At 66.1% G+C, this 23,245-nt stretch carries 20 protein-coding genes; 14 read left to right on the top strand and 6 right to left on the bottom strand.

From position 1 onward, the window contains the following. Positions 1 to 35 precede the first annotated feature (35 nt). The 8 genes from A9975_RS16310 (at position 36) to A9975_RS16275 (ending at position 8,679) form a co-directional block, all read left to right on the top strand. Entirely contained in the window at positions 36 to 1,571 is a 1,536-nt protein-coding gene (locus tag A9975_RS16310; protein ID WP_183033743.1) for a mannitol dehydrogenase family protein, read from the top strand. Positions 1,572 to 1,794: 223 nt separating this feature from the next. Continuing rightward, positions 1,795 to 2,298 carry a hypothetical protein gene (locus tag A9975_RS16305; protein WP_183033742.1) on the top strand — a complete coding sequence of 168 codons (504 nt, stop codon included), beginning with the start codon at positions 1,795 to 1,797 and terminating at the stop codon, positions 2,296 to 2,298. Between the two features lie 353 nt (positions 2,299 to 2,651). Further along, positions 2,652 to 3,830 carry a cytochrome c oxidase subunit II gene (locus A9975_RS16300; RefSeq protein ID WP_183033741.1) on the top strand — a complete coding sequence of 393 codons (1,179 nt, stop codon included), beginning with the start codon at positions 2,652 to 2,654 and terminating at the stop codon, positions 3,828 to 3,830. 41 nt (positions 3,831 to 3,871) lie between these two features. Further along, complete coding sequence (gene ctaD / locus A9975_RS16295) at positions 3,872 to 5,629, top strand: cytochrome c oxidase subunit I (RefSeq protein ID WP_183033740.1); 1,758 nt, start codon at positions 3,872 to 3,874, stop codon at positions 5,627 to 5,629. Beyond that, positions 5,626 to 6,264, top strand: a complete 639-nt coding sequence (locus A9975_RS16290; RefSeq protein ID WP_183033739.1) for a bb3-type cytochrome oxidase subunit III — start codon at positions 5,626 to 5,628, stop codon at positions 6,262 to 6,264. Before ctaD ends, A9975_RS16290 begins: the two co-directional genes overlap by 4 nt. A gap of 33 nt (positions 6,265 to 6,297) precedes the next feature. After that, on the top strand, positions 6,298 to 6,981 hold the full coding sequence (locus A9975_RS16285; RefSeq protein ID WP_183033738.1) for a heme-copper oxidase subunit III family protein: 684 nt from the start codon (positions 6,298 to 6,300) through the stop codon (positions 6,979 to 6,981). Between the two features lie 8 nt (positions 6,982 to 6,989). Then, on the top strand, positions 6,990 to 7,403 hold the full coding sequence (locus tag A9975_RS16280; RefSeq protein WP_255503255.1) for a cytochrome C oxidase subunit IV family protein: 414 nt from the start codon (positions 6,990 to 6,992) through the stop codon (positions 7,401 to 7,403). Positions 7,404 to 7,473: 70 nt separating this feature from the next. After that, positions 7,474 to 8,679, top strand: a complete 1,206-nt coding sequence (locus A9975_RS16275; RefSeq protein WP_183033737.1) for a DUF2252 family protein — start codon at positions 7,474 to 7,476, stop codon at positions 8,677 to 8,679. A gap of 75 nt (positions 8,680 to 8,754) precedes the next feature. Here the strand turns inward: A9975_RS16275 and A9975_RS16270 are convergent, their stop codons facing one another. Both A9975_RS16270 and A9975_RS16265 read right to left on the bottom strand, forming a co-directional pair. Then, positions 8,755 to 10,182, bottom strand: coding sequence for an NAD-dependent succinate-semialdehyde dehydrogenase (locus A9975_RS16270; RefSeq protein ID WP_174424238.1), 1,428 nt, complete (start codon positions 10,180 to 10,182; stop codon positions 8,755 to 8,757). Positions 10,183 to 10,400: 218 nt separating this feature from the next. Then, on the bottom strand, positions 10,401 to 11,201 hold the full coding sequence (locus A9975_RS16265; RefSeq protein ID WP_150987414.1) for an IclR family transcriptional regulator: 801 nt from the start codon (positions 11,199 to 11,201) through the stop codon (positions 10,401 to 10,403). A 165-nt stretch (positions 11,202 to 11,366) separates the two neighbouring features. Between A9975_RS16265 and A9975_RS16260 the strand changes: the two genes are divergently transcribed. The 3 genes from A9975_RS16260 to A9975_RS16250 are packed head-to-tail and all read left to right on the top strand — an operon-like array spanning position 11,367 to position 13,956. Further along, on the top strand, positions 11,367 to 12,554 hold the full coding sequence (locus A9975_RS16260; protein ID WP_183033736.1) for a CaiB/BaiF CoA-transferase family protein: 1,188 nt from the start codon (positions 11,367 to 11,369) through the stop codon (positions 12,552 to 12,554). Positions 12,555 to 12,580: 26 nt separating this feature from the next. Next, entirely contained in the window at positions 12,581 to 13,204 is a 624-nt protein-coding gene (locus tag A9975_RS16255; protein ID WP_183033735.1) for a cysteine dioxygenase, read from the top strand. A 2-nt stretch (positions 13,205 to 13,206) separates the two neighbouring features. Continuing rightward, positions 13,207 to 13,956, top strand: a complete 750-nt coding sequence (locus A9975_RS16250) for an enoyl-CoA hydratase/isomerase family protein (protein ID WP_370564764.1) — start codon at positions 13,207 to 13,209, stop codon at positions 13,954 to 13,956. 1 nt (position 13,957) lies between these two features. On the opposite strand, the gene A9975_RS16245 is transcribed toward A9975_RS16250, so the two are convergent. The 4 genes from A9975_RS16245 to A9975_RS16230 all read right to left on the bottom strand — a co-directional run bounded on the left by A9975_RS16245 (position 13,958) and on the right by A9975_RS16230 (position 18,771). Then, positions 13,958 to 14,614, bottom strand: coding sequence for a DUF1266 domain-containing protein (locus A9975_RS16245; protein WP_183033733.1), 657 nt, complete (start codon positions 14,612 to 14,614; stop codon positions 13,958 to 13,960). A gap of 5 nt (positions 14,615 to 14,619) precedes the next feature. Next, complete coding sequence (locus tag A9975_RS16240; RefSeq protein WP_183033732.1) at positions 14,620 to 15,855, bottom strand: hypothetical protein; 1,236 nt, start codon at positions 15,853 to 15,855, stop codon at positions 14,620 to 14,622. Then, the gene (locus A9975_RS16235; RefSeq protein ID WP_220810782.1) at positions 15,852 to 18,287 is read right to left on the bottom strand and encodes a hypothetical protein; all 2,436 of its coding nucleotides are present in this window, start codon (positions 18,285 to 18,287) and stop codon (positions 15,852 to 15,854) included. Before A9975_RS16235 ends, A9975_RS16240 begins: the two co-directional genes overlap by 4 nt. A 133-nt stretch (positions 18,288 to 18,420) precedes the next feature. Then, complete coding sequence (locus tag A9975_RS16230) at positions 18,421 to 18,771, bottom strand: hypothetical protein (RefSeq protein WP_183033731.1); 351 nt, start codon at positions 18,769 to 18,771, stop codon at positions 18,421 to 18,423. Between the two features lie 330 nt (positions 18,772 to 19,101). Here A9975_RS16230 and A9975_RS16225 point away from each other — a divergent pair, with 330 nt between their 5' ends. The 3 genes from A9975_RS16225 to A9975_RS16215 all read left to right on the top strand — a co-directional run bounded on the left by A9975_RS16225 (position 19,102) and on the right by A9975_RS16215 (position 23,092). Next, positions 19,102 to 20,628, top strand: a complete 1,527-nt coding sequence (locus A9975_RS16225; RefSeq protein WP_183033730.1) for an MATE family efflux transporter — start codon at positions 19,102 to 19,104, stop codon at positions 20,626 to 20,628. Positions 20,629 to 21,115: 487 nt separating this feature from the next. After that, the gene (locus A9975_RS16220) at positions 21,116 to 21,577 is read left to right on the top strand and encodes a tripartite tricarboxylate transporter TctB family protein (RefSeq protein ID WP_043356722.1); all 462 of its coding nucleotides are present in this window, start codon (positions 21,116 to 21,118) and stop codon (positions 21,575 to 21,577) included. Positions 21,578 to 21,589: 12 nt separating this feature from the next. Then, on the top strand, positions 21,590 to 23,092 hold the full coding sequence (locus A9975_RS16215) for a tripartite tricarboxylate transporter permease (RefSeq protein ID WP_150987429.1): 1,503 nt from the start codon (positions 21,590 to 21,592) through the stop codon (positions 23,090 to 23,092). The last annotated feature ends 153 nt before the right edge of the window (positions 23,093 to 23,245 follow it).

Below are 23,245 nucleotides of genomic sequence, written 5' to 3'. Positions count from 1 at the left end.
ATAGCCCCAATGCCAGGCAAACACAGGCAGGCACCATGACGACGCCAAGACTGCACCCCGACACGCTCGCGCGACTTCCGCATGACGTACTGCGCCCGCGCTATCCGCGCGAACGCCTGCGTGGCGGCATCGTCCACCTGGGCATCGGCGCCTTTCACCGCGCGCACCAGGCGGCGGCGACGGAGGCCGCGCTGCACGCTGATGGCACCGACGCGCACACGCTAGACTGGGGCATCGTCGGCGTCTCGCTGCGCCGGCCTGACACGCGCGACGCGTTGGCGCCACAGCAAGGCCTGTACACGCTGGCGCTGCGCGGGGTGCGGGACGACGGCAGCCGCTTCGCGCAGTTGCAGGTGATCGGCGCGGTGATTGCGGTGCTGGTGGCCGCCGATGATCCCGATGCCGTGCTGGAGCGGATCGCGCATGTGGACGCGCGCATCGTCAGCCTGACGGTGACGGAGAAGGGTTACTGCCATGACCCCGCTACCGGCACATTGAACTTCGGCGACCCGGGCATCGCGCATGACCTGCTGCACGCCGGCGCCCCGGTGACCGCCATCGGCTATCTGGCGCGCGGCCTGCAACGGCGCATGGCACGCGGCCTGCCGCCGCTGACCTTGCTCAGCTGCGACAACATCGCCGCCAACGGCGACACGCTGCGCGGCTTGCTGCTGGCCTTCTGCGCGCGCGTGGATGGCGCGCTGCACGATTGGGTGGCCGAACGCTGCGGCTTTCCCAACGCCATGGTCGACCGCATCGTGCCCAAGACCACCGTGGACGATGCCGCGCGCATCAGTGCCGCGCTTGGCGTGGAGGACGCATGGCCCGTGGTGGGCGAGCCCTTCCTGCAATGGGTGATGGAGGACCGCTTCGTGGCCGGCCGGCCGCGCTGGGAGGCGGGCGGCGCGCAGTTTGTCGAACACGCGCACCCGTTCGAGACGCTCAAGCATCGCCTGGTCAACGGCAGCCATTCGACCATGGCCTACCTGGGCATGGTGGCCGGGTGGGCCACCACCGACCGCGCCATCGCCGTGCCGGCTGTGCGCGCGCTGGTGGACGGCATGATGGAGCAGGAAATGCTGCCAACCTTGCCCGCGCTGCCGGGGCTGGACACCGCGGCCTATCGGCGCGACCTGCTGGCGCGCTTTGCCAATCCCGCGCTGCAGCATAAGACCAGCCAGATTGCCATGGACGGCTCGCAGAAGATCCCGCAGCGCCTGCTGGCGCCGATCCGCGAGCGTTTGCGTGCCGGTGCCCCGTTCCCGCGCCTGGCGCTGGGCGTGGCCGGCTGGCTGCATTTCCTGCGCGGCCGGGACGAGCACGGCGCCGAGTACCGTATCGAAGACCCGCTGGCATCTTCGCTGCATGCCTTGCTGGCCGAGGCCGATGCCCGGCATGCAGGGGAAGCGGATCGCATCGCGGCCATCGCGTCGTTCGCGCCGGTGTTCGGGGATCTGGCTGCTTCGCGCGTGTTCGTCGAAACGCTGGCCACGCATACGCGCATGCTGCGCGAGCGCGGCGTGCTGGCGACACTCGCGGCGGTCGCCGGCACGCAGGCCAGCATCGCCTGAACGGATCGCCGAGCGCCAAGTACCGATCCTGCCACCCGCGCGTGGCACGTTGCGGCGCCAACGTGGCGCCGGCCCGCCTCCAGCACTTATTTGCGCGTGTGCGGTCAAACGATCAGGCCGGCGTGTCCTATGCTGTGCAGATACGCAGGCCTGATCAGCAATCGAGTCGCAACTTGCGTATTACGAGCGCAACAGCAGCGCAACAGCATATCCGGAGGTGGCTATGGAACTTCACATGCAATCGCACCACTACGTGCGCCGCATGCCAGACTGGACCGCGGCAGCGGTGTCGGGGCTGGCGGCCGGGGCGCTGCTGATGGTGATCGAGCTGTTCTGGTCGACGATGGTGGCGGGCATCAACCCGTGGGGCACGACGCGGATGATCGCGGCGATCCTGATGGGGCAGGACGTGCTCCAGACTTCGTTGTTCAGTGTGAGTACCGTGGCCGCGGCGCTGATGATCCACTTTGTGCTCGGCGCGGTGCTGGGCATGATCCTGGCAGCGATCATCGCGCCATTTCACCTGGATTCGAGCACGGGCCTGGCGTTGCTCACCGGCGCGGTATTCGGCATTGCCGTGTACCTGCTCAACTTCTACGGCATGACGCGCTTTTTCACCTGGTTCGCCGATGCGCGTGGCTGGCATACGCTGGTTGGCCACATGATCTTCGGCATGACGGCGGCCATTGCCTACTGGAAGCTCGAAAGCAAGGATGTATCTCACTGAGCACGCAAAGCGGAGGAAATAACAGACAATCCATCAGCAAATCCATCGACGCGTGCCGCGGCGCATCCTTGTTTTCATTGCCCTGCGTCTACGCGTTGTTTAGCGGTTTAGCGGTTTAGACCCGCGCATTGCCACTACACGGGCCGTGCGGGCTGGCGGCGGCGGATGAAAGCATCGGCTTTCTCCGCCGCTTTTTGTTTTGCCGCTGGTGGCGCGTGACCGGGCCGATCTTGTGTGGCATCGCACCCAAAGCGCTGTCAAGGCCGCCTTGCCGGTGGCGGACCAGATGCACTAGTCTTATCTCAGCTTGCGTGTAGTTCGCATCCATCTGTACGCAAGCGGGGAGGGTCGGTATGGCGATAGCCATTGCAATCGTGATCATCGTCGTTGCTTCGGTGCTCTTCCATTTTTTGAGCCCGTGGTGGGCGACGCCGCTTGCCTCCAACTGGAAGCAGATGGACGATACGCTGACCATCACGCTGGTCATCACCGGCATCTTCTTCGTCATCATCAACCTGTTCGTCGCCTACATCGTCTGGCGCTACCGCCATCGCGACGGCGCGCGCGCGGCCTATCAGCCGGAGAACCGCAGGCTGGAGCTGTGGCTGACCGCCGGCACCACGCTTGGGGTGATTGCGCTGCTCGCGCCGGGCCTGTTCGTCTATGCCGAGTACGTGCGCCCGCCTGGCGACGCCATGGTCCTGGAGGTGGTGGGCCAGCAGTGGCAGTGGGGCTTTCGCTTTCCAGGCCGGGGCGGCCAGCTCGGCACCTCGGACCCGCGCTTTGTCTCGCCCGCCAATCCGCTGGGCGTGAACCCGGACGACCCGCGCGGGCAGGACGACATCATCGTCGCCGGCCAGGAAGTCCATCTGCCGCTGAATCGTCCGGTCAAGGTGCTGCTGCGTTCCAAGGACGTGCTCCACGACTTCTACGTGCCGCCGTTTCGCGCCCGCATGAACATGGTGCCAGGCACCGTCACGTCGTTCTGGTTCACGCCGACCAAGGCGGGTACGTACGAGATCCTGTGCGCGCAACTGTGCGGGGTCGGCCACTACAACATGCGCGGCCATGTGGTGGTGGAGGACGAGGCGGCGTTCCAGGCATGGCTCGCGCGCCAGCCGACGTTCGCGCTGACCATGGTGAAGACGCCGGCTGCGGCGGCAGGGGCTGCGCTGGCTGGCGCGCCGGCGGCCGATACGCTCGCCGAGCAGGGCCGCGCGCTGGCACAGAGCAAGGGCTGCGTGGGCTGCCACAGCATGGATGGCTCCGTTGGCGTGGGGCCAAGCTGGAAGGGCTTGTATGGCAGTACGGGGACCTTTGCCGACGGCAGCAGCGCGAAGGTCGACGACGCTTACCTGAAGACGGAGATCACCGATCCGCAGGCGCGCCTGGTCAAGGGTTTCGGCCCGCTCATGCCGAAGATGGCCCTGAGCGACGAGGAGGTGAGCGCGCTGATTGCCTACATCCGCGCCAACGGCGCGCCCGGCGCGGCAACGCAGGCGGGCGCCGCGTCCGGCGCCGCCGCCAGGTAGATCGCAGGCAGGTTGCAAGGAAGGCTACAGGAGGGAGTGCAATGGCATACGCCGACGAGGCCGCCCACGACGGACCGCAGAGCTTCTTTACCCGCTACATCTGGAGCCAGGATCACAAGGTGATCGCGGTGCAGTACACGCTGGTTGCCATCTTCGTGGGGCTGGTGGGCGTGGTGCTCTCCAACCTGATGCGCCTGCAACTGGGCTTTCCCGGGCATTTCACGTTTATCAATGCCAACCGCTACTACCAGTTCGTGACCATGCACGGGATGATCATGGTGATCTACCTGCTCACGGCGCTCTTTCTCGGCGGCTTCGGCAATTTCCTGATCCCGCTGATGGTGGGGGCGCGCGACATGGTGTTCCCGTACCTCAACATGCTGAGCTTCTGGGTCTACTTCCTCTCGGTGCTGGTGCTGCTGTCGAGCTTCTTCGTGCCGGGCGGGCCCACCGGCGCCGGCTGGACGCTGTATCCGCCGCAGGCCATCCTGCCGGGCACGCCCGGCTATGAGTGGGGCATCATCCTGATGCTGGTGTCGCTGGTGATCTTCATCGTGGCCGCCACCATGGGCGGGCTCAACTACGTGACCACCGTGCTGCAGGCGCGTACCGAGGGCATGACGCTGATGCGCATGCCGCTGTCCGTGTGGGGCATCTTCATGGCCACCATCCTGGCGTTGCTGGCCTTTCCGGCGCTGTTCGTGTCAGGCGTGATGATGCTGCTGGACCGCACGCTGGGCACGAGCTTCTTCATGCCGGCGATCGTTTCGCTGGGCCAGCAGCTGAACTACAAGGGCGGCAGCCCGCTGCTGTTCCAGCACCTGTTCTGGTTCTTCGGCCATCCGGAGGTGTACATCGTCGCGTTGCCGGCGTTCGGCATCGTCTCCGACCTGGTCAGCGTGCATTCGCGCAAGAGCATCTTCGGCTATCGCACCATGGTGTGGGCCATCCTGGCCATCGGCGTGCTGTCGGTGGTGGTGTGGGCGCACCATATGTTCGTGAGCGGGATGAACCCGTACTTCGGCTTCTTCTTTGCCACCACCACGCTGATCATCGCCATTCCCACCGCCATCAAGGTCTATAACTGGGTCATCACGTTGTGGCGGGGCGACATCCATTTCTCGGTGCCGATGCTGTTTGCCATCGCCTTTATCAGCACCTTCGTGATCGGCGGGCTGACCGGGCTGTTCCTGGGCAATGTCAGCGTGGACATTCCGCTGTCGAACACGTATTTCGTGGTCGCGCACTTCCATATGGTGATGGGCGTTTCGCCGATCCTGGTGGTGTTTGGCGGGATCTATCACTGGTACCCCAAGGTCACCGGCCGCATGCTCAACGACAAGCTGGGGCACATCCATTTCTGGGTGACGTTCGTCGGCACCTATGCCATCTTCTTCCCGATGCACTACCTGGGGATCCTCGGCATGCCGCGGCGCTACTACGCCTACGACAACTACGCCTTCATCCCCGAGTCGGCGCACACCATGAACGCCTATATCTCCGTGGCGGCGTTTATCGTGGCGGCGGCGCAGTTGCTGTTCATCTTCAACCTGGCCTGGAGCGTCAGGCACGGCAGGCCGGCGGGGTCCAATCCCTGGCGCGCGGCCTCGCTGGAGTGGCAAACGCCGGACACGCCGCCCGTGCACGGCAACTGGGGCGCGGAGCAGCCGGTAGTGCATCGCTGGGCCTATGCCTATAGCGTGCCGGGCGCGAGCGAGGATTTCATTGCGCAGAACGCGCCACCGGAGGCCGGGGGCGCCGAGCCCGAGCCGCACACCAGCCATGGAGCGGTGGCATGAACGCGAACCTGGTCTATCGCACCGGTGCCGACGGCGAGCGGCGCCCGGGCCCCGGCCCCGGCGATGTGGGCAGGCAGCGCGCGGGGCCCGCGCCGGCCAGCATCGGGCTGTGGGTGTTCATGGGCGTGGTGAGTTCGCTGTTTGGTTTGTTTATCGCCGCGTACGCCATGCGCATGGATTCGCCGGACTGGCACGCGGTGGCGTTGCCGTGGCAGGTGTGGCTGTCCACGGCCTTGCTGGCTGCGGGTAGCGGGGTGATGCTGGTGGCCGCGCGCGCGGCCCGCGCCGGACGTGTGACGGTGGCGCACCGCGCGCTGTGCTGCGGCGGACTGGCGGCGGCGGCGTTCGTGGCTTCGCAGTTGTGGGCATGGCAGGCCCTGCTCGCCATTCACGTGGTGCCTGCCAATAACCCGTCCGGCAGCTTCTTCTACTTGTTGACCGCGATGCATGGCCTGCATGTGCTGGGCGGCCTGGCTGGCTGGGCGATGGCCATGCGCGCCGGGCCGGGCAGCGCGCTGCGCATTCGCCTGTGCGCGCGCTACTGGCATTTCCTGCTGGCCGTGTGGCTGGTGCTGCTGGCCGCGCTTGGCTGGCTCACGCCGGAGTTCGTTCGCTTTATCTGCGGCCGCGGCTAGGCGGCCCGGCCGACTCTCGAAGGAGACGTGCCCATGTCTTCGCTACCCACTTCATCCGCACCGGCGGTGACCGGCTTGCGCGGGCTGGTGGCCGACTGGTCCTCGGACCAGCAGGCCTTCAAGGTGTCGTGGGGCAAGGCGATGATGTGGATCTTCCTGCTGTCCGACACCTTCATCTTCAGCTGCTTCCTGACCGGGTACATGACGGTCAGGATCGCCAGCACGGCGCCCTGGCCGAACCCCAGCATCGTGTTCGGGCTCAAGGTGGGCGCAACCGAGGTGCCGTTGCTGCTGATCGCCATCATGACCTTCGTGCTGATCAGCAGCAGCGGGACGATGGCGATGGCCGTCAACTTTGCCTACCGGCGCGATCGCGTGAAATGCGCGTTGCTGATGTTTGCCACGGCGCTGTTCGGCGTGGCCTTCGTCAGCATGCAGGCCTTTGAATGGACCAAGCTGATCGTGACCGAGGGCGTGCGCCCGTGGGGCAACCCGATGGGCGCGCCGCAGTTCGGCTCCGCGTTCTTCATGATCACCGGCTTCCATGGCCTGCATGTGAGCTGCGGCGTGATCTACCTGCTGATCGTCGCCACCAAGGTGCTGCGGGGCCGCTACGAGCGCACGGGCAACTACCAGATCGTGGAAATCGCCGGGCTCTACTGGCACTTCGTGGACCTGGTGTGGGTGTTTATCTTCGCGCTGTTCTATCTCTGGTGAGGCCCCTCATGGCTGCGTCGACCCCGTCTCCCGAATTGCCCGCGCAGGCCCCCGCCGTTGCCGGCTCGCACGGCGATTTGCCGCACGGGCAACCGCACGGGCAACCGCATGGGCAGCAACATGGGCAGCAACACCCCATTGGCCTGTACCTGAAGATCTGGGCACTGCTGTTCGTGCTGTCCACGCTGTCGTACCTGGTGGACTACTTCCATTTCGAGGGCTATCTGCGCTGGACCCTGATCCTGCTTTTCATGGTGATGAAGGCCGGATTGATCGTGGCCGTGTTCATGCACATGGCCTGGGAGCGGCTGGCGCTGATCTGCGCCATCCTGCTGCCGCCGCTCTGCCTGCTGGTGCTGGTGGGCCTCATGGCGGCCGAGGCGGACTACACGTTCCTCTTGCGTGGGGTTTTCTTCCGCTGAGCGTGCGGTGCATGTTCCGTGCGGGCCATCCGGGTACACTTGCCCGGTTGCCCGCCATTACGAGGAAACCATGCACCCAGCTACGGAAGCCATCCTGATCTATAACCATGGCCGCGATCCCGAGCGGCTGACCCGCAAGCTCGCCGCCATCGCCGCCGATCCGTTCGCTTTCCTGCGCGGCACCAACCATCTCTACGCCGCCTCGGTGGGCACCGAGGCCGCGCTGATGGAAGCACCCACCACCTATGTCTGCGGCGATCTCCATCTGGAGAACCTGGGCAGCTTCAAGGGCGACAACGGCCTGGTTTATTTCGATCTGAACGACTTCGACGACGCGATGGTCGCACCGCTGACGGTGGACCTTGTGCGCCTGCTGTCCAGCCTGATGATCGCGGCGCCGCAGCTTGGCCTGTCGGCTGCCGACGCGCGCGCGGGCGCCGAGCGCATGCTCGATACCTACGCGGCGGTGCTGGCCAGCGGCAAGCCGCGCTGGGTGGAGCGCGCCACCGCCACCGGGCTGGTGGCGACGCTGCTGCGCCGCGTCAAACGCCGCCGCCGCGGCGAGGTCCTGGCGGCGCGCACCGTGCGGCGTGGCGGGAGGCGGCGCCTGCTGATCGACAACGTCCATGCGCTGGCCCCGCTCAAGGGGGAGCGCAAGCGCGCTGGCGCCATCCTGCGCGAGTTCGCGCGGCAGGCCCATCACGGCCAGTTCGTGGCCGACGACGCCGCGCGGCGGGTGGCGGGCGTGGGCAGCCTGGGGCTGGAGCGCTATGTGGTGCTCGCGCATGCGCCCGGCACGCCCACCGCCCAGCGGCTTATCGACATCAAGCGCGCCGCGCCCAGCGCGTGGCAAGGCTTGCCGTATGGCGCGCAACCCGCGTGGGGCAGCGACGCGTCGCGCGTGGTGCATATCCAGCACGCCATGCAGGCGGCTTCGCCTGCGCTGCTCTCGGCGGTGACGATGGGTTCCGGGTCAGGCAGCCCGTCCTATATCGTCAAGAGCCTGCAGCCAACGGCCGACCGCGTGAACCTTGGGCCTCACACCGATCGCGCCAGCCTGAATGAGGTGCTTCTCACGATGGCGCGCTCGGCGGCCTGGGCGCACCTGCGCGGCTGCGGACATGAAGCCGCCGACCGGATCGAGGCGTTGCAGGAATTCGCTGCCGGTACGCGCTGGCGCGCGCCAGTGCTGCGCCTGGCGCGGCATGGCTGCGAGATGGCGCAGGCGCAGTGGAAGGACTTTGCCGAGGATTACCACAAGGCCCGGGGGAAATAAGCCTGGTTTGCGCGCTCGCTAGCCGTCGCCAACCAATTTTTCCTGGCCGGGCGGTTGCCCGGCCAGGACGGTACATCAGACCTGCGTGATGAACTTGGTCACCAGGTAGCCATCGAAGGTTTCCTGGCCGCCTTCGCTGCCGATGCCGGAATCCTTGATGCCGCCAAACGGCGTCTCGGCCAGCGCCATGCCGAAGTGGTTGATGTTGACCATGCCGGCTTCCAGGCCGTTGGACACCAGCGTCGCGGTCTTCAGCGAGTTGGTGAACACGTAGGAGGCCAGGCCGAAGGGCAGGCTGTTGGCGCGGCGCAGCACTTCTTCCACGTCCTTGAAGCGCGTCACCGGCGCTACCGGGCCGAAGGGCTCGTCGACCATCAGCTTGGCGTCGTCGGGCAGGTCGGTGACCACGGTCGGGGCAAAGAAGAAGCCCTTGTCGCCGATGCGCTTGCCGCCCGCCACCACCTTGCCGCCGCGATGATTGGCGTCGTCCAGGAACTGCTCCATCGAGGCGATGCGGCGCTCATGCGCCAGCGGACCCATCTGGGTGCCGTCGTCCAGGCCGTCGCCAACCTTGATCGAGCCGATCACTTCAGTAAAGCGCGCCAGGAACTTGTCGTAGGCTTTTTCCTGCACGTAGAAGCGCGTGGGCGACACGCACACCTGGCCGGCGTTGCGCAGCTTGAAGCGCGCCAGCATTTCCGCTGCCGGCTCGATGTCGGCGTCGTCAAACACCAGCACCGGCGAGTGCCCGCCCAGCTCCATGGTCACGCGCTTCATATGGGCGCCGGCCAGCGCGGCCAGCTGCTTGCCCACCGGCACCGAACCGGTGAAGGAGATCTTGCGCACGATCGGCGATTCGATCAGGTAGGTGGAGATCTCGCCCGGCACGCCCCAGACGATGTTCAGCACGCCCGGGGGCAGGCCTGCATCGTGGAACAGCTGGGCCAGCGCGACCACCGCGCTGGGCGAGTCTTCCGGGCCCTTGAGGATCAGCGTGCAGCCGGCGCCGATGGCCGAGACCATCTTGCGGATCGCCTGGTTGAAGGGGAAGTTCCACGGCGTAAAGGCAGCGCACACGCCGATCGGCTCGCGCACCACGATCTGGCGCACGTTGGGCTGGCGCGGCGGGATCACGCGGCCGTAGATGCGCCGGCATTCCTCGGCGTGCCATTCGGCGTGCTCGGCGCAGATCATGACTTCGCCGATGGCCTCGGCCAGCGGCTTGCCCTGGTCCAGCGTGATGTTGCGGCCGATGTCCTTGGCGCGCTCGCGGGTCAGCTCAGCCACGCGGCGCAGGATCTTGGAGCGCTCCAGCGGCGAGGTCTTCTTCCAGCTCTCAAAGGCGCGCTGCGCGGCGGCCAGGGCGCGGTCCAGATCGCCGCGGTTGGCATGCGGCAGCTTGCCCAGCAATTCCTGGGTGGCGGGGTTGATGACGTCTTGCTCGCGTCGGTCCCCTCCCTTGACGAATTCCCCGTCGATGTAGAGGGCGAGATCCTGGTACATGCCTTTCTCCTGAAGAAGGTTGCGTGCGACAAGCGCAGCCGGTGCCGCCGCGGTGGGGGTGCCGCGCGTGGGCGCGGCGGCCAAACCGCAAGCTTAACGCGTCGGCCGGTTTTGTGCATCGGCAGGCGCCGGCGTTTCCGATGGGGCGGGGAAAGTGCTGCACAGGCCACCGTCCGTGCCCACTCACGGGCCAGGAAGAATGGCTGATGCCCCGGGGCTCAGCCGCGCCGCATTGCCACCATGCTGCGCGTAGCCAGCGCTAGTGCGTTGTGCCGGTTGCCGCCGCCCAGGTCATCGGAGATCGCCGTGGCCGCGTTCAGCACCAGCGCGGCAAAGCCCTTGATCTTGTGCGGCTTGAACCGCTCGGCGGGCCCCGACAGCCCGATGGCGGCGATGACGTGCCCGTTGCCGTCGCAGATCGGCGCGGCCACGCCGTAGACGGTCTCGCGCCACTCGCCGCGGTTGACCGCATAGCCCTCTTTGCGCACCTTGGCCATCTCCCGCAGGAAACGCTCAGGCTCGACGATGCTGTTAGGTGTGGACGGCACCAGCGTGGTGAACATGCGCTGCAACGCGGTGTCCGGCTGGAAGGCCAGCATCGCCTTGCCGGTGGCCACGCAGTGCGCCAGCGCCCGCCCGCCGATCTGGGTATAGGCGCGCACGGGGTTGGGGCTGTCGATCTTGTGCACGTAGACCACCTCGGCGCGGTCCAGCACGGACAGGTGCACGCTCTCGCCGCTGGCGTGCATCAGCTTGTCCATCCACGCTTGGGCATGGCGGCGCAGGTCCAGTCGCGAGAGCACCGCCGAGCCCAGCTCCCAGAGCTTGATGGACGCGCTGTAGCCGGTGCCGGAGGCGTCGCGAATCACATAGTTGAGCTCGGTCAGCGCTTGCAGCAGCCGATGCACATTGCTCTTGGCCAGGCCCAGGTGGGTGGCGATCTCGGTGAGGCCCAGCGGCCGGTCGCTGTGCGCCAGCAACTCGATCACGCCGAGGCCCTTGATCAAGGTGTTGTTCATTGAAGCGATGTCTGAATGCGGATGGCGCGACCCTGTTCTCAAATGTGGAACGATAGTATCGTATTTTGCAACTCCCTATAATCGTCGCAACGCGGCAGGCAGCCTGCCGAAGAGGTCGGCTGATTCACTGCGCCGCCTCTCTCTCCTTCCCTGTGGATGCTTCCCATGCGTGATCTCGACCAACAGGACCTGCCGCTGCAAGGCGTGCGGGTCGTGGAATTCTGTACCGTTGCCGCCGGGCCCTTTTGCGCCATGTTGCTGGCCGATATGGGCGCCGAGGTGATCAAGGTGGAAGCGCCCGAGGGCGACACCTTGCGGCAGTGGCCGCCGCTGTCCGATGGCTTCTCCGAGAATTTCGCCTCGCTCAACCGCAACAAGGAGTCGGTGGCGCTGAACCTGAAGGATGCCGCCGACGTGGCGCTGGCGCGTGCACTGATCCTGGATGCCGACGTGGTGATCGAGAACAACCGTCCCGGCGTGATGGACCGGCTCGGGCTGGGCTACGCCAGCTTTCGCGAGCAAAAGCCAGGGCTGGTGTATTGCTCGGTGTCCGCCTACGGCCAGAGCGGCCCGCGCGCAGGCGAGGGCGGGTTCGACCTCACCATCCAGGCTGCCGCCGGCGTGATGAGCGTGACCGGTGAGCCCGATGGCGCGCCGGTGAAATGCGGCGTGCCGCTGGCGGACTTTGCTTCGGGGCTGTACGGCGCCTTTGCCATTGCCAGCGCGCTCACCCGGGTGCGGGCCGGCGGCGCGGGCGCGCATATCGATGTGCCGATGTACGGCTGCACGCTTGGCATTGCCGCACTACAGACCAGCGAGTACTTCGGCACCGGCAGGAGCCCGGCCAAGCTGGGCTCCGCGCATCCGCGCAATGCGCCCTACCAGGCATTCCAGGCCGCCGATGGCTACTTTGCCATCGCCGCGGGCAACCAGAAGCTGTGGCTCGAAGTGGTGCGCGTGGTGGCACTGCCCGCGCTGGCGCAGGACGCGCGCTTTGCCACCACGCGCGACCGTGCGGCCAACCAGGCCGCGCTGAAGATCCTGCTGGAAGAGCGCTTTGCCACCGCTGGCGTGGCGCACTGGATTGCCGCCTTCAATGCCGCCGGCGTGCCGCATGCGCGCATCAACGACTATGCCGCCGCGCTGGACGATCCGCAGGTGGCGCATATGGATTGGGTGCGCCCGCTGACGCTGCCTGGCGGCCACCAGACCCGCACCTTCGCCTCGCCGCTGCGTTTCGACGGGCTGGGCTTGCCGATCCGCCGCGACCCGCCGGCGCTGGGCGAGCACAACGCCGCCGTGCGCGCCCGCTACCCGGCGGGCAGGGCAGCCACGGAACAAGGCCCTACGTAAAGTCAAAGACAGATAGAGGAACCATCATGAGCGACAAGACCGGCAACATCGATCGGCTGCGCGCGTTCGTTGCCACCATCAGCCGCGTGGTCACGCAGGCGGAACTTGAGGGCAGCAGCGAGCCGGACATCCTCGCGCAAGCCAGCGCCGCGCTGAGCGAACTGGTGGCGCACGACGACTGGCTGCCTGAGGCCATGGCGCGCCCGCATCCGGTCTACTACCAGCAGCATCTGCTCTATGGCGATCCGCTCGATCGTTTTTCGCTGGTCAGCTTCGTCTGGGGGCCGGGCCAGCAAACGCCCGTGCACGACCACACGGTGTGGGGCCTGATCGGCATGCTGCGCGGCGCCGAGGTGGACCAGCACTACCGCGTGGAAGGCGGCCGGCTGGTGGAGGATGGCGATGGCGTGGTGCTGAGCGCCGGCCAGGTGGCCGCGGTCTCGCCCACGCTGGGCGATGTGCACCGCGTGCGCAATGCGCATGACGACCGGGTGTCGATCAGCGTGCATCTCTATGGCGGCAATATCGGCCGCATACAGCGCCACGTGTATGACGCCGCCAGCGGCGCCACCAAGCCGTTTGTATCCGGCTACTCCAACGCGCTGGTGCCCAACCTGTGGGCGCCAGTGGCACCACCGGCGCAGGGGTGAACGTGGAACAAGCCGGTCTGCTGGTTGACAAGCAAGGCGACGTCACCCGATTGACGCTGAACCGGCCCGAGCGCGGCAATGCGCTGTCGGCCGGGCTGGTGGAGGCGCTCGCGGCGGCGGTGCTGGCGTGCTACCACGATGGCACCCGCCTGCTTGCCATTGACGGCGCCGGCGCGCATTTCTGCACGGGGTTCGACCTGGGTGAGCTGGATGGCGAGAGCGACGATTCGCTGCTGGCGCGTTTCGTGCGCGTCGAGCTGCTGCTGCAAAGCGTGCACGGCGCGCCCTTTACCACCGTAGCGCTGGTCCAGGGCCGCGCCATGGGCGCGGGCGCCGACCTGATGGTGGCTTGCGAGCAGCATTGGATCGCGCCGGGCAGCACGCTGGCTTTCCCCGGCGCGGCCTTCGGCCTGGTGCTGGGCAGCGCGCGGCTGGCGCAGCTGGTGGGCGTGGCGACGGCGCGGGACTGGATCGCGAGCGGACGGGCGGTCCAGGCCGAGGAAGCGCTGGCCTGCGACATGGCCGGCAATTTGGTGGCGCCGCAGGCGCGCGCCGCTGCGCTTGCCACGCTGGCGCAGCGTGCACGCCGGCTGGATGCGCCAACCCATGCCGCTATCCAGGCCGCCACGCAGGGCGGCCACGCCATGGCCGAAGCGGCGCGCGCGGCGCAGCTGGCCGAGCTGGTGCGCTCCGCCGCCCGGCCGGGACTCAAGGCGCGCATCGCCGCCTACCGGGCGGCGTCCAGGCGCTGACTCAGCGCGGCTCGGGGCTGAACGCCGGCAGGTCCGGCCATGCCAGCGCCGCCCAGGGGCCCTTGGGCGGTGCCAGCAGCTGGCGCAAGCTGGCTGCATCGAAGGCCTTGCCCAGCGGGTCGGCGCGGAATGCGGCAAGCCATTGCTGGCGGCCGGCGATAAAGGCATGGCCGAAGTCTTCCCAGCTGGCAAAGCAGTCCTGCGCACGCTGCGCGTTGAGCAGGAGCACGCGCCAGGCGGCCATCGGCTCGACCCAGCCCATCAGCATGACGGTGCGTGCAAAAAAGGCCATCCGGACGCAGGCGAAGGCCAGCGCGGCGCGCGGATCGTCGGTCGGCAGCAGCGCATGCAGGTCGGCGCGAAACCACCGGGATTCGAACACCTGGGCGAGGTGCTGGCGCACTTCGTCATCCGTGGCATTGGCGCGGAACTCCATCTGATGCAGCAACTGCACGCGGAACAACGCGCGCTCCGCGTCGGTCATGTGGTCCGAGGCGGGGTTGAAAAACCCCGTCATGCTGGTGGCATCGACCATGGGCTGCGCCAACGTCAATGCCCATTGTTTGCGCGGCGTGAACACAGCGGGACGCTTGGGGCGCAGGAAGCGGTAGACCCGCCATAGCACGAAGGCCCCGAGGAGCAGGTAGAAGACACTCATTCCATTCATCCGACCTGGCGCTGCGTGACACCTCGCGAAGGCGAAGCCTGGATCTGAGCCGCGTGCGACAGCGAGATGTCTGGCCATGGCACCCCTTCGGTGGCGACAACCGCCTCGGCGTCACCCGGGCCTGGCGTTTTCCGAGTGGCATACCGGACCGATGCCGCCATTGGCGAACGCTCCGCCAGCAAGCCAGGCTGGCGCGCGGCGACCAGCCACTCCACCATTGGCGTCGGCGCGCTGAGCCTGACAAAGAGCTGTGGGTAGCGGGCGACCAAGCGGGTCTGCGTCGTGGCGTCGGCCACGTCTTCAATGCGCGCCCAGCCGGCTGGCGTGCGTACCACGCCGATGGCGATGCAATCGTCGGGGGTTTCCTCGTCGGTACCCAGGGCGTTCAGGCAGGCCAGCACATCTTCCACGTAGCGCGCGATGGGCGGCCTGTTCTGCTTGCCCTTGACCTGGTCGACGGTGAGCGCGCCGTTGGCCAGCACATGCACGCTGATGGTGATATGCGGCTGCCCGCTGGCATCGCGGAAACTCAGCAGGCGCAGGCGCTGCTGCGCCACCGCTTCGGCATAGCGCTCGCCGTAGCCGCCCGACAGCGCGCGCCGGTCGGAAAACTGCCCCAGGCAATGCCGCATGACATAGCTCTCAAAGGCCATTTCCGCGCGCAGCAGCACGCTGTCGGGCAGCAACTCCACGAACACGCCATGCGACGTCGGCAGCAAGGTGCGCAGCGCTTCGGGCTGGCTCTGGCGCCAGCCGCGCTCGATGCGCGTGGCCATCTCGGCATGTTCCTTGTCCCACAGCGCCAGCGCTTGCGGGCAGGTGATGCGGTCCAGCTTGCCGTCGAGAGTGGTGCCCTTGCGCGAGGTCAGGAATTCGACGAGCCGCGCTTCCAGCGCCAGCAGGCGCGGCTCGACAGGATCCACCCAGACGACCGGGGCCGGTGGCGTTGCTGCTTCACCGCCGCTCGCCTTGGCCGGCGCGCCAAAGCGCGCCGCAACCCACTGCGGCATCGCCTCGGATCTCAGGGCCTGCCGTGCAGCGTCGAGCGAATCAATCTTGACGGCCGGCTCGAAGTTGGCGACGAGATGGCGATAGAAGTGGTTGAGCAGCCAGGCGCGCACCGCCGCATCGTCGCCGCGCGCCTGGCTGCGCGCGGCGATGCCCGCCTTCAGGGCGCCGGCATTGAGGGCGTTGCGCGGCGCGTAGCCCGTCGTCCGCCTGGCGGTACTCATTTCCAGACTTGCCACCAGCTCTTGCTCTTGCCGGCGGGGTTGGCTTGCGCGCGGTAGAGCGCCACTTTTTCCTCCATCGCCTTGACATCGGCGAGCTCATATTCGTTGCTGCGCGGATTGAGTGCGATGGCACGCTCGAAGAGCGCGGCGGCCTCGGCGTGGCGCTGCAGCCCACTGAGCGTGTCGGCCGCCAGGCTGACCATCCAGGATTCCGAGCAACCATCGACGTGGCGCGCGATGCGGCTCCACAGGGCCGCGGCTTCTTCCGGGCAGTTATGGGCCAGGTTGAAGGCCATTTGCAGGCGCACGCCCAAGTCCTTGCTCGACAGGTTGCTGCCGTCCTGGCCTTCTTCCCGCTCCCATTTCACCAGGCGCTCCAGCCAGATAGGAATCTCGCGGTCGCGATCGAGCTTGTACAGGGCCTGCGACACCTCGCTCAGGTAGTCGTTGGGGTCATGCCGGCTGTAGCCAAATTCGGCGGCGTAGTGCCAGAGCTGCTCGGCGGCGCTGATGATCCCCTCGGAATCCTGCATTGCGAGCCGCACGCTCAGCAGGCCGGCATAGTGTTCGGCAAACGGGCTGGCGGCGATGCCGCGCCTGTGCAGCTCGACGGCATCCTCGTAGCGCCGCTCGTCGTACCGATAGATGATGGCCAGGTTGTTGCACAGCATGGAGTAGAGGTGCGCGCAGGCATCGTACGGATGGCCGGCACCGCTCTCGAAATAGCGCTCCAGGCACGCCTGCCCTTGTTCGTAGGCGGCAATCTGCAGCTTGATGAAATCGCTGTAGGTTTCGTTGCGCGACTCGGCGGGGACGCGGTCCAGGTGTTCCGTGAGCAAATCGCCAAGCGCGACCCCGAAGTTGTACGCCCACAGCCCGCTTGGCAGCGAGAAGGCCGGCAGCTTCAGCGTCTGGATCACCCCAAGCGATTGCACCCGTGCCTCGAACAGGGCATAGGCCGTGCGGTTGTCGTGCATGCCGCCTTCCTGCGCCGCCGCATACAGCCGCGCCGCTTGCGTAGTGGCATCGATGCGGCCCGCCGCGCCGTCGTTGACTGCCGCCAGTCTTGCGATCCATGGATGGCCCGGCGAACGCTGCTCGGCCAGCGCGCGTGCTGCGTCGAATACCGCCTGCAAGGCCTGCGCGTCCACTTGCTCACCCACGGCGCCAAAGAGCGCTTCATGGGTCGGGGAGAGGGTCCGCAGATCCTGTTCTCCCTCTTGCGCTTTTGACAGGAAGGCTGCCAGCGTCTCTTCCGTGTTGCAGGCCCGCATGGCGCACAATGGCCACCAGGCCGAGTCGTCGGCCGCATCGGCCAGCCGCGCGTGAACCAGCTGCGCGGCGCCGTCCCACATGTCGTCCTCGACCTGATAGATGTGCAGGAACGCCCGGCGGCCGGCATCGTCAATGCGCCGGGCTTCCATCAGCCACGGCAGCTCGTATTCGATGAAGTCATCGCTGCCGTTCGACGACAGGCTATGGCGCGCGGCGGAGCAGGCGTCCAGCGCGCCGGGCAAATCGCCTTGCGCGTACAAGGCGCGCGCCGCGAGCCGGGACAGCCGGACTTCCAGCTCACGGCGCTGCGGCAAGGACCATTGCGCGCTCAGCGCCCTCGCGGCCTTCTGGAAGTCGGCAAGGCGCTCGGGCGCGATGCCGATCAGGGCGCTGCCCAGGCGCAGCCAGTCGTTTTCGTCGACGTCCTGTTCCGCGTCGGCCGTCTGCAGCGCCAGGATGGCCGCGCCAGCCGCCGCGCGGGCCTCGTCGTTGCTGTCATGGCGCGACAGCGCCCAGGCGCGCCGCCGCTGATAGTCGGCGAGGTCCCATGCGCGGAACGGCGCACGTTCCGCGATGGCCCCGTTCAATGCATGGCGCAGGTCAATCGTCTCCAGCGCAATGCCCAGTTTGCGCAGCTCCAGGCTATCGAACACGCGAAGCTGCCGAAATCGGTCCGCATTCAGCTCCGGCATCCCTGCCACGATGGCGCGCATCTCGGCGAGGGCACGCAGGATGCTCTCTTCCTCGTTGATGTGGTTGGCTATCTGGAGGCGATAGAGCGCCAGGTGCATGCGCAGCTCGGCCTGGGCTTCGCGCGGCGTGGCTTCCAGCGTGCCGGCGCCGTCTGCGTTGACCACCGCCAGCGCCGCCGCCGGATCCCCCGCGCGCATCCATAGCGTATGCAGCCGGTCGATAGACTCAAGGGAATCGGCCCGCAAAGGCTTGGCGCGCAATCTGGCCAGCAAATCGGCGGCTTCGCTTGAGTTGCCTTCCTCGAGATCGGCTTCGAGGCGATCCAGTAACTGTTCCAGCTGAACACCGGTCAATGCGTTGCCATTGCTATCCACGGATCTTTCCATAATGTGATCTAGTTTGCACCTAACGCGCGATTCTACCCGGAGACGCCACGGACCCGGAAATTGCGCTCCATGGCTCACCCAACGGCGTCGCGGTTCAAGCGATCACCACGGTAAAACGCCCCGCCTCCTTGGGGGAGGCGGGGCGTTTTACCGTGGTTGCCCGTACGGGGCAATGGGTAAGGCGTCAGGCGCAGGGGGCGGGCGTATGCGCCTAGTTCTTCTGCGCGTCGGCGGGCGCGGCCGACATCTCCTGTTTCATGGTGTCGTTGTTGGCCTTCTTCTCGGCGCTCTTTTGCTGCTTGGCGGACTTCACATCCTGCTTGTACTCAGTCTTGGCGGCTTTTTTCTTGGCCTTGTATTCGTCCGAGGCCTGCTTGTTGGCATCGCGGCGCTGGACCAGCGGATCCTTCGGCGGCTCGATCTGTGTCATGCCGGCCGGCACCGCGGCGTTGCCGCTATCGGCAGGAACGGCGGGCGTCTGGGCAAAGGCGGCCGCACATAGCAGGCCAGCAGCCAGGGCGGTGGAAGCTTGCAAAAAGCGAATCGGCTTGTTCTTCGTCATATCGGACCTCACGGTTCATGGATGAAAACGGCGCTTGGACGCCATGGCGGGGAAACCGCCATGGCCGCTCTGCGAGACACCAAGTGCCACTTGCGTATTGCGTTTCGCCAATGTTTGACTCCTCGCGCGAAGAGCCCGTGCCCTGATCCAAACAACTGCTTACAATTGGCTTTCTGTCTGACAGACGACTACCGACAAGGGCTGTCAGCAAGGTGTGACATAGTGGCGAACGTGAGCATCGCGCATGGCATTGCCCCGCGGTTTCCGACGATCCCAGGCGCAACAAGAACACGATAAAAGCACGATAAAAACACGAGACCACCCCCGAACATGCCAACAAAATCCAAAGCCCAGCTGACCACGGGGCCGATCGGCCGCACGTTGCTGCTGTTTTCGCTGCCGGTGCTGGGCAGCAATATCCTGCAGTCACTCAACGCCTCGATCAATTCCGTATGGGTGGGGCATTTCCTCGGCGAGGCGGCGCTGACGGCCACCTCAAATGCCAACATCATCCTGTTCTTCCTGCTCGGCGTGGTGTTCGGCATCAGCATGGCCAACACCATCATGATCGGGCAAGCCGTGGGCGCGCGCGACCTGGTCGAGGCGCGCCGCGTGGTGGGCACCAGCACTACCTTCTTCATCCTGCTGTCGGTGCTGGCAGCGGCGCTGGGCTACGCCTTCACGCCCGACATCCTTGCCGCGATGGGCACGCCGGCCGATGCCAGGGCGCTTGCCATCAGCTACCTGCGCATCATTTTCCTGGCGCTGCCTTTCATGTATTTCTACAACTTCGTGATGATGACGCTGCGCGGCGCGGGAGACTCGCGCACGCCGTTCTATTTCATGCTGTTGTCGGTGGGGCTGGACGTGGTGCTCAATCCGCTGCTGATCTTTGGCATCGGCCCGTTCCCGGAGCTCGGCATCGCAGGCTCGGCGCTGTCCACGCTGATCGCGCAGTTGGCGAGCCTGGCCGCGATGCTGATCGTGCTCTACCGCCGCCACCACTTCCTCGCGTTGCGGCGCCACCAGCTCGCCTACCTGAGGCCCGATACCGCGATCCTGCGCGCGCTGGTGGCCAAGGGCTTGCCGATGGGGCTGCAGATGGTGGTGATCTCGTCGTCGGCGATCGTGATGATGTCGCTGGTCAATCGCTACGGCTCGCAGACCACCGCCGCCTATGGCGTGGCTTCGCAGTTGTGGACCTACGTGCAGATGCCCGCGCTGGCGGTTGGCGCCAGCGTGTCGTCGATGGTGGCGCAGAATGTTGGCGCCGGGCTGTGGGACCGCGTGACGCGCATCACACGTGTAGGGCTGCTGTTCAACCTGCTGATGACTGGTACGCTGGTTGCCCTGATCTACCTGTTCAACCGTCACTCGCTGGGCTTGTTCCTGCCCGATGACGGCACGGCCATCGGTATTGCGCAGCATATCAATGCCATCGTGCTGTGGTCCTTCATCCTGTTCGGCTTCACCATCGTGCTGTTCGGCACGGTGCGCGCCACCGGCGCGGTGATGGCACCCCTGGTGATCCTGTTCCTGTCGATGTGGGTGGTGCGCCTGCCATTTGCCTGGGTGCTCGAGCGCACCGTCGGCGCCGACGCGATCTGGTGGAGCTTTCCGCTGGGCTCGGTGGTCTCGGTCACGCTGGCCGTGGCGTATTACCGCTTTGGCAACTGGCGCGCCGCCCATATCCTGCCGGTCGCGCCCGGGCCGGCCCCGGAGCCGGAGTTCGCGCCCCAGGCGCCCGATACCAGCATGGGCACAGCGTGCGAGGAAGCCCTGAGCACGGCCGGCGCCGCCGGCGAGCAGGCGCTGGCGGGCGAGTCCCGCGCGATGTCGAAGCAGGGCGCCGACTGAGTCGCTGGCCCGCATGTCACCGGCGCCAGCAAAAAGCCCACTGAACAGGCCAAAACCGCGCGCCGTGACGACGGCTGTCTGTCCCTCGCCCCTCGGGGGGGCGAGGGGAGTGCGACAGCGCATATCCGGCGTGCCGGTAAGGTGATGCAAGCGGCTCTCGGGTCTGCCGGCACGCGTCCGCATCAGGTTGATCCTCGTGTTTTCCTTACGTTTTCCTTTCGATTCCCTTCAATTTCCCTTCGGGTTCCTTTCATTCGTCTTTCGGTGTTACATCACAGCGTGATGTATGTATTTTGGCGGGATTTCCCGGCGTATCGGTGAATACCCCTAAACCAAGACAAATGAAAGCAAGCTGAAAGATCGCCTCTCTAATGTTCGTTCCATCCTGCAGGGACACTATTTTCTTCCTGCCGAACGGACCACCTCCGCATGCAAAGAGCCTGCGAGCGGAGGGGCACTGCTTTCACGTACTTTGAGGAGAATCGTTTTGCGCATACGCAGCCAAAAGGACTTTGCCTCCGGCCTGATGTTCATTCTGGTCGGATTGTGCTTTTCCTGGGTCGCCCGCGGCTATTCCATGGGAACAGCCGCCAAGATGGGCCCCGGATATTTTCCGTTTCTACTCGGCCTGGTACTCGCCGTGCTCGGTGCATTCGTGCTGATCGGCGCGGTATCGAAAAAGGGTGAAGCTGACCAGCTCGCCCGCTGGGACTTGAAGACCCTGTTGTGGATTCTGGGTTCGGTGGTGCTGTTCGGCCTGCTGCTCAAGCCGCTCGGCATGGTGTTGTCGGTGTTCGTGCTGGTGCTGGTGTCGTCGATGGCCAGCCATGAATTCAGCTGGAAGGGCGCGGTCTTGAACGCGATCGTCCTGGTGCTGATCAGCATGGGCGCCTTTGTGTACGGCATCAACCTGCAGATGCCGGTGTGGCCTGCTTTCATTACTGGTTAAGGAGTCGGCCATATGGAATTGATTGACCATCTTGCCTTGGGCTTTTCCACGGCGCTTTCGTTGCAGAACCTGGCATACGCCTTCCTGGGCTGTGTGCTGGGTACCTTGATCGGCGTGCTGCCGGGCCTGGGGCCTCTGGCCACCATCGCCATGCTGCTGCCGGTGACTTACACGCTGCCCCCGGTGGCCGCGCTGATCATGCTGGCCGGTATTTACTACGGCGCCCAGTACGGTGGCTCCACCACCGCTATCCTGGTCAACCTGCCGGGTGAATCGTCGTCGGTGGTGACCACCATCGATGGCTACCAGATGGCACGGCGGGGACGAGCGGGCGTGGCACTGGCCACCGCCGGCCTGGGTTCCTTCTTTGCCGGCTGCGTGGCTACCCTGATCCTGGCCGCGTTTGCTACGCCGCTGTCGGAACTGGCGTTCAAGTTCGGCCCTGCCGAGTACTTCTCGCTGATGTGCCTGGGCCTGATCGGCGCCGTGGTGCTGGCTTCGGGCTCGCTGCCCAAGGCCGTGGCGATGATCGTGCTGGGCCTGCTGCTGGGCCTGATCGGTACCGACGTGAACTCGGGCGCAGCACGCTTTTCCTTCGACATCCCCGAACTGACCGACGGCATCGACTTCGTCGCGCTGGCCATGGGTATGTTCGGCTTCGCGGAAATCATCGCGAACCTGGAGCAGAAGGAAGCCCGCGAGACCTTCACCGACAGCGTTACCAACCTCTGGCCGACCAGGGAAGATTTCCGTCGCATGATCCCGGCAGTGCTTCGCGGCACGTTCCTGGGCTCCGCGCTGGGCATCCTGCCGGGCGGCGGTGCGGCGCTGGCTTCGTTCGCAGCCTACTCGCTGGAAAAGAAGACTTCCAAGTACGCACATGAGTTTGGCAAGGGCGCCATCGAAGGCGTGGCAGGTCCGGAATCGGCCAACAACGCCGCGGCGCAGACCTCCTTCATCCCGCTGCTGACGCTGGGCATTCCGCCCAACGCCGTGATGGCGCTGATGGTGGGCGCGATGACCATCCACAACATCCAGCCGGGCCCGCAGGTCATGACCAGCAACCCCGCGCTGTTCTGGGGCCTGATCGCCTCGATGTGGATCGGCAACCTGATGCTGATCATCCTGAACCTGCCGATGATCGGCGTGTGGGTGAAGCTGCTGACCGTGCCTTACCGCTTCCTGTACCCGGCCATTCTCGTGTTCTGCGGTATCGGCGTGTACTCGGTCAACAACCAGACCTTCGACGTGTTCATGGCAGCTGGCTTCGGCATCATTGGCTACCTGTTCCTGAAGCTCAAGTGCGAGCCGGCGCCGTTGCTGCTGGGCTTCGTGCTGGGGCCGATGATGGAAGAAAACTTCCGCCGCTCCCTGCTGCTGTCGCGTGGCGAGTTCACGGTGTTCGTGACCCGTCCGCTGTCGCTGGGCCTGCTGATCGCAGCGGCTTCGCTGGTTGCCATCGTTGCCCTGCCTTCCATCAAGGCAAAGCGCGAAGAGGCGTTCCAGGAAGAGTAGTCGTCAAGCCCCACCCGCGCCGGCCTCGTGCCGGCGCGCGCAATGCAAGAAATGGGGTGCCTCGCGCACCCCTTTTTTTTAATTGGCGCGCCTGGTGCCGACCGGGCCGCTTGCAGGTAACACGCCCGGGTGCGCTCGCAGCGCCAGGGCTGC

The sequence above is a fragment of the Cupriavidus sp. UME77 genome (assembly GCF_014170355.1).
Classification (GTDB): domain Bacteria; phylum Pseudomonadota; class Gammaproteobacteria; order Burkholderiales; family Burkholderiaceae; genus Cupriavidus; species Cupriavidus basilensis.
Note: the sequence above shows the minus strand (reverse complement) of the source record. Positions and strands in the feature narration are given on the sequence as shown.

Coding starts and splice junctions, on each gene's coding strand:
- A9975_RS16310 (WP_183033743.1), top strand. CDS start 36: ATGACGACGCCAAGACTGCACCCCGACACGCTCGCGCGACTTCCGCAT.
- A9975_RS16305 (WP_183033742.1), top strand. CDS start 1,795: ATGGAACTTCACATGCAATCGCACCACTACGTGCGCCGCATGCCAGAC.
- A9975_RS16300 (WP_183033741.1), top strand. CDS start 2,652: ATGGCGATAGCCATTGCAATCGTGATCATCGTCGTTGCTTCGGTGCTC.
- ctaD (WP_183033740.1), top strand. CDS start 3,872: ATGGCATACGCCGACGAGGCCGCCCACGACGGACCGCAGAGCTTCTTT.
- A9975_RS16290 (WP_183033739.1), top strand. CDS start 5,626: ATGAACGCGAACCTGGTCTATCGCACCGGTGCCGACGGCGAGCGGCGC.
- A9975_RS16285 (WP_183033738.1), top strand. CDS start 6,298: ATGTCTTCGCTACCCACTTCATCCGCACCGGCGGTGACCGGCTTGCGC.
- A9975_RS16280 (WP_255503255.1), top strand. CDS start 6,990: ATGGCTGCGTCGACCCCGTCTCCCGAATTGCCCGCGCAGGCCCCCGCC.
- A9975_RS16275 (WP_183033737.1), top strand. CDS start 7,474: ATGCACCCAGCTACGGAAGCCATCCTGATCTATAACCATGGCCGCGAT.
- A9975_RS16270 (WP_174424238.1), bottom strand. CDS start 10,182: ATGTACCAGGATCTCGCCCTCTACATCGACGGGGAATTCGTCAAGGGA.
- A9975_RS16265 (WP_150987414.1), bottom strand. CDS start 11,201: ATGAACAACACCTTGATCAAGGGCCTCGGCGTGATCGAGTTGCTGGCG.
- A9975_RS16260 (WP_183033736.1), top strand. CDS start 11,367: ATGCGTGATCTCGACCAACAGGACCTGCCGCTGCAAGGCGTGCGGGTC.
- A9975_RS16255 (WP_183033735.1), top strand. CDS start 12,581: ATGAGCGACAAGACCGGCAACATCGATCGGCTGCGCGCGTTCGTTGCC.
- A9975_RS16245 (WP_183033733.1), bottom strand. CDS start 14,614: ATGAGTGTCTTCTACCTGCTCCTCGGGGCCTTCGTGCTATGGCGGGTC.
- A9975_RS16240 (WP_183033732.1), bottom strand. CDS start 15,855: ATGAGTACCGCCAGGCGGACGACGGGCTACGCGCCGCGCAACGCCCTC.
- A9975_RS16230 (WP_183033731.1), bottom strand. CDS start 18,771: ATGACGAAGAACAAGCCGATTCGCTTTTTGCAAGCTTCCACCGCCCTG.
- A9975_RS16225 (WP_183033730.1), top strand. CDS start 19,102: ATGCCAACAAAATCCAAAGCCCAGCTGACCACGGGGCCGATCGGCCGC.
- A9975_RS16215 (WP_150987429.1), top strand. CDS start 21,590: ATGGAATTGATTGACCATCTTGCCTTGGGCTTTTCCACGGCGCTTTCG.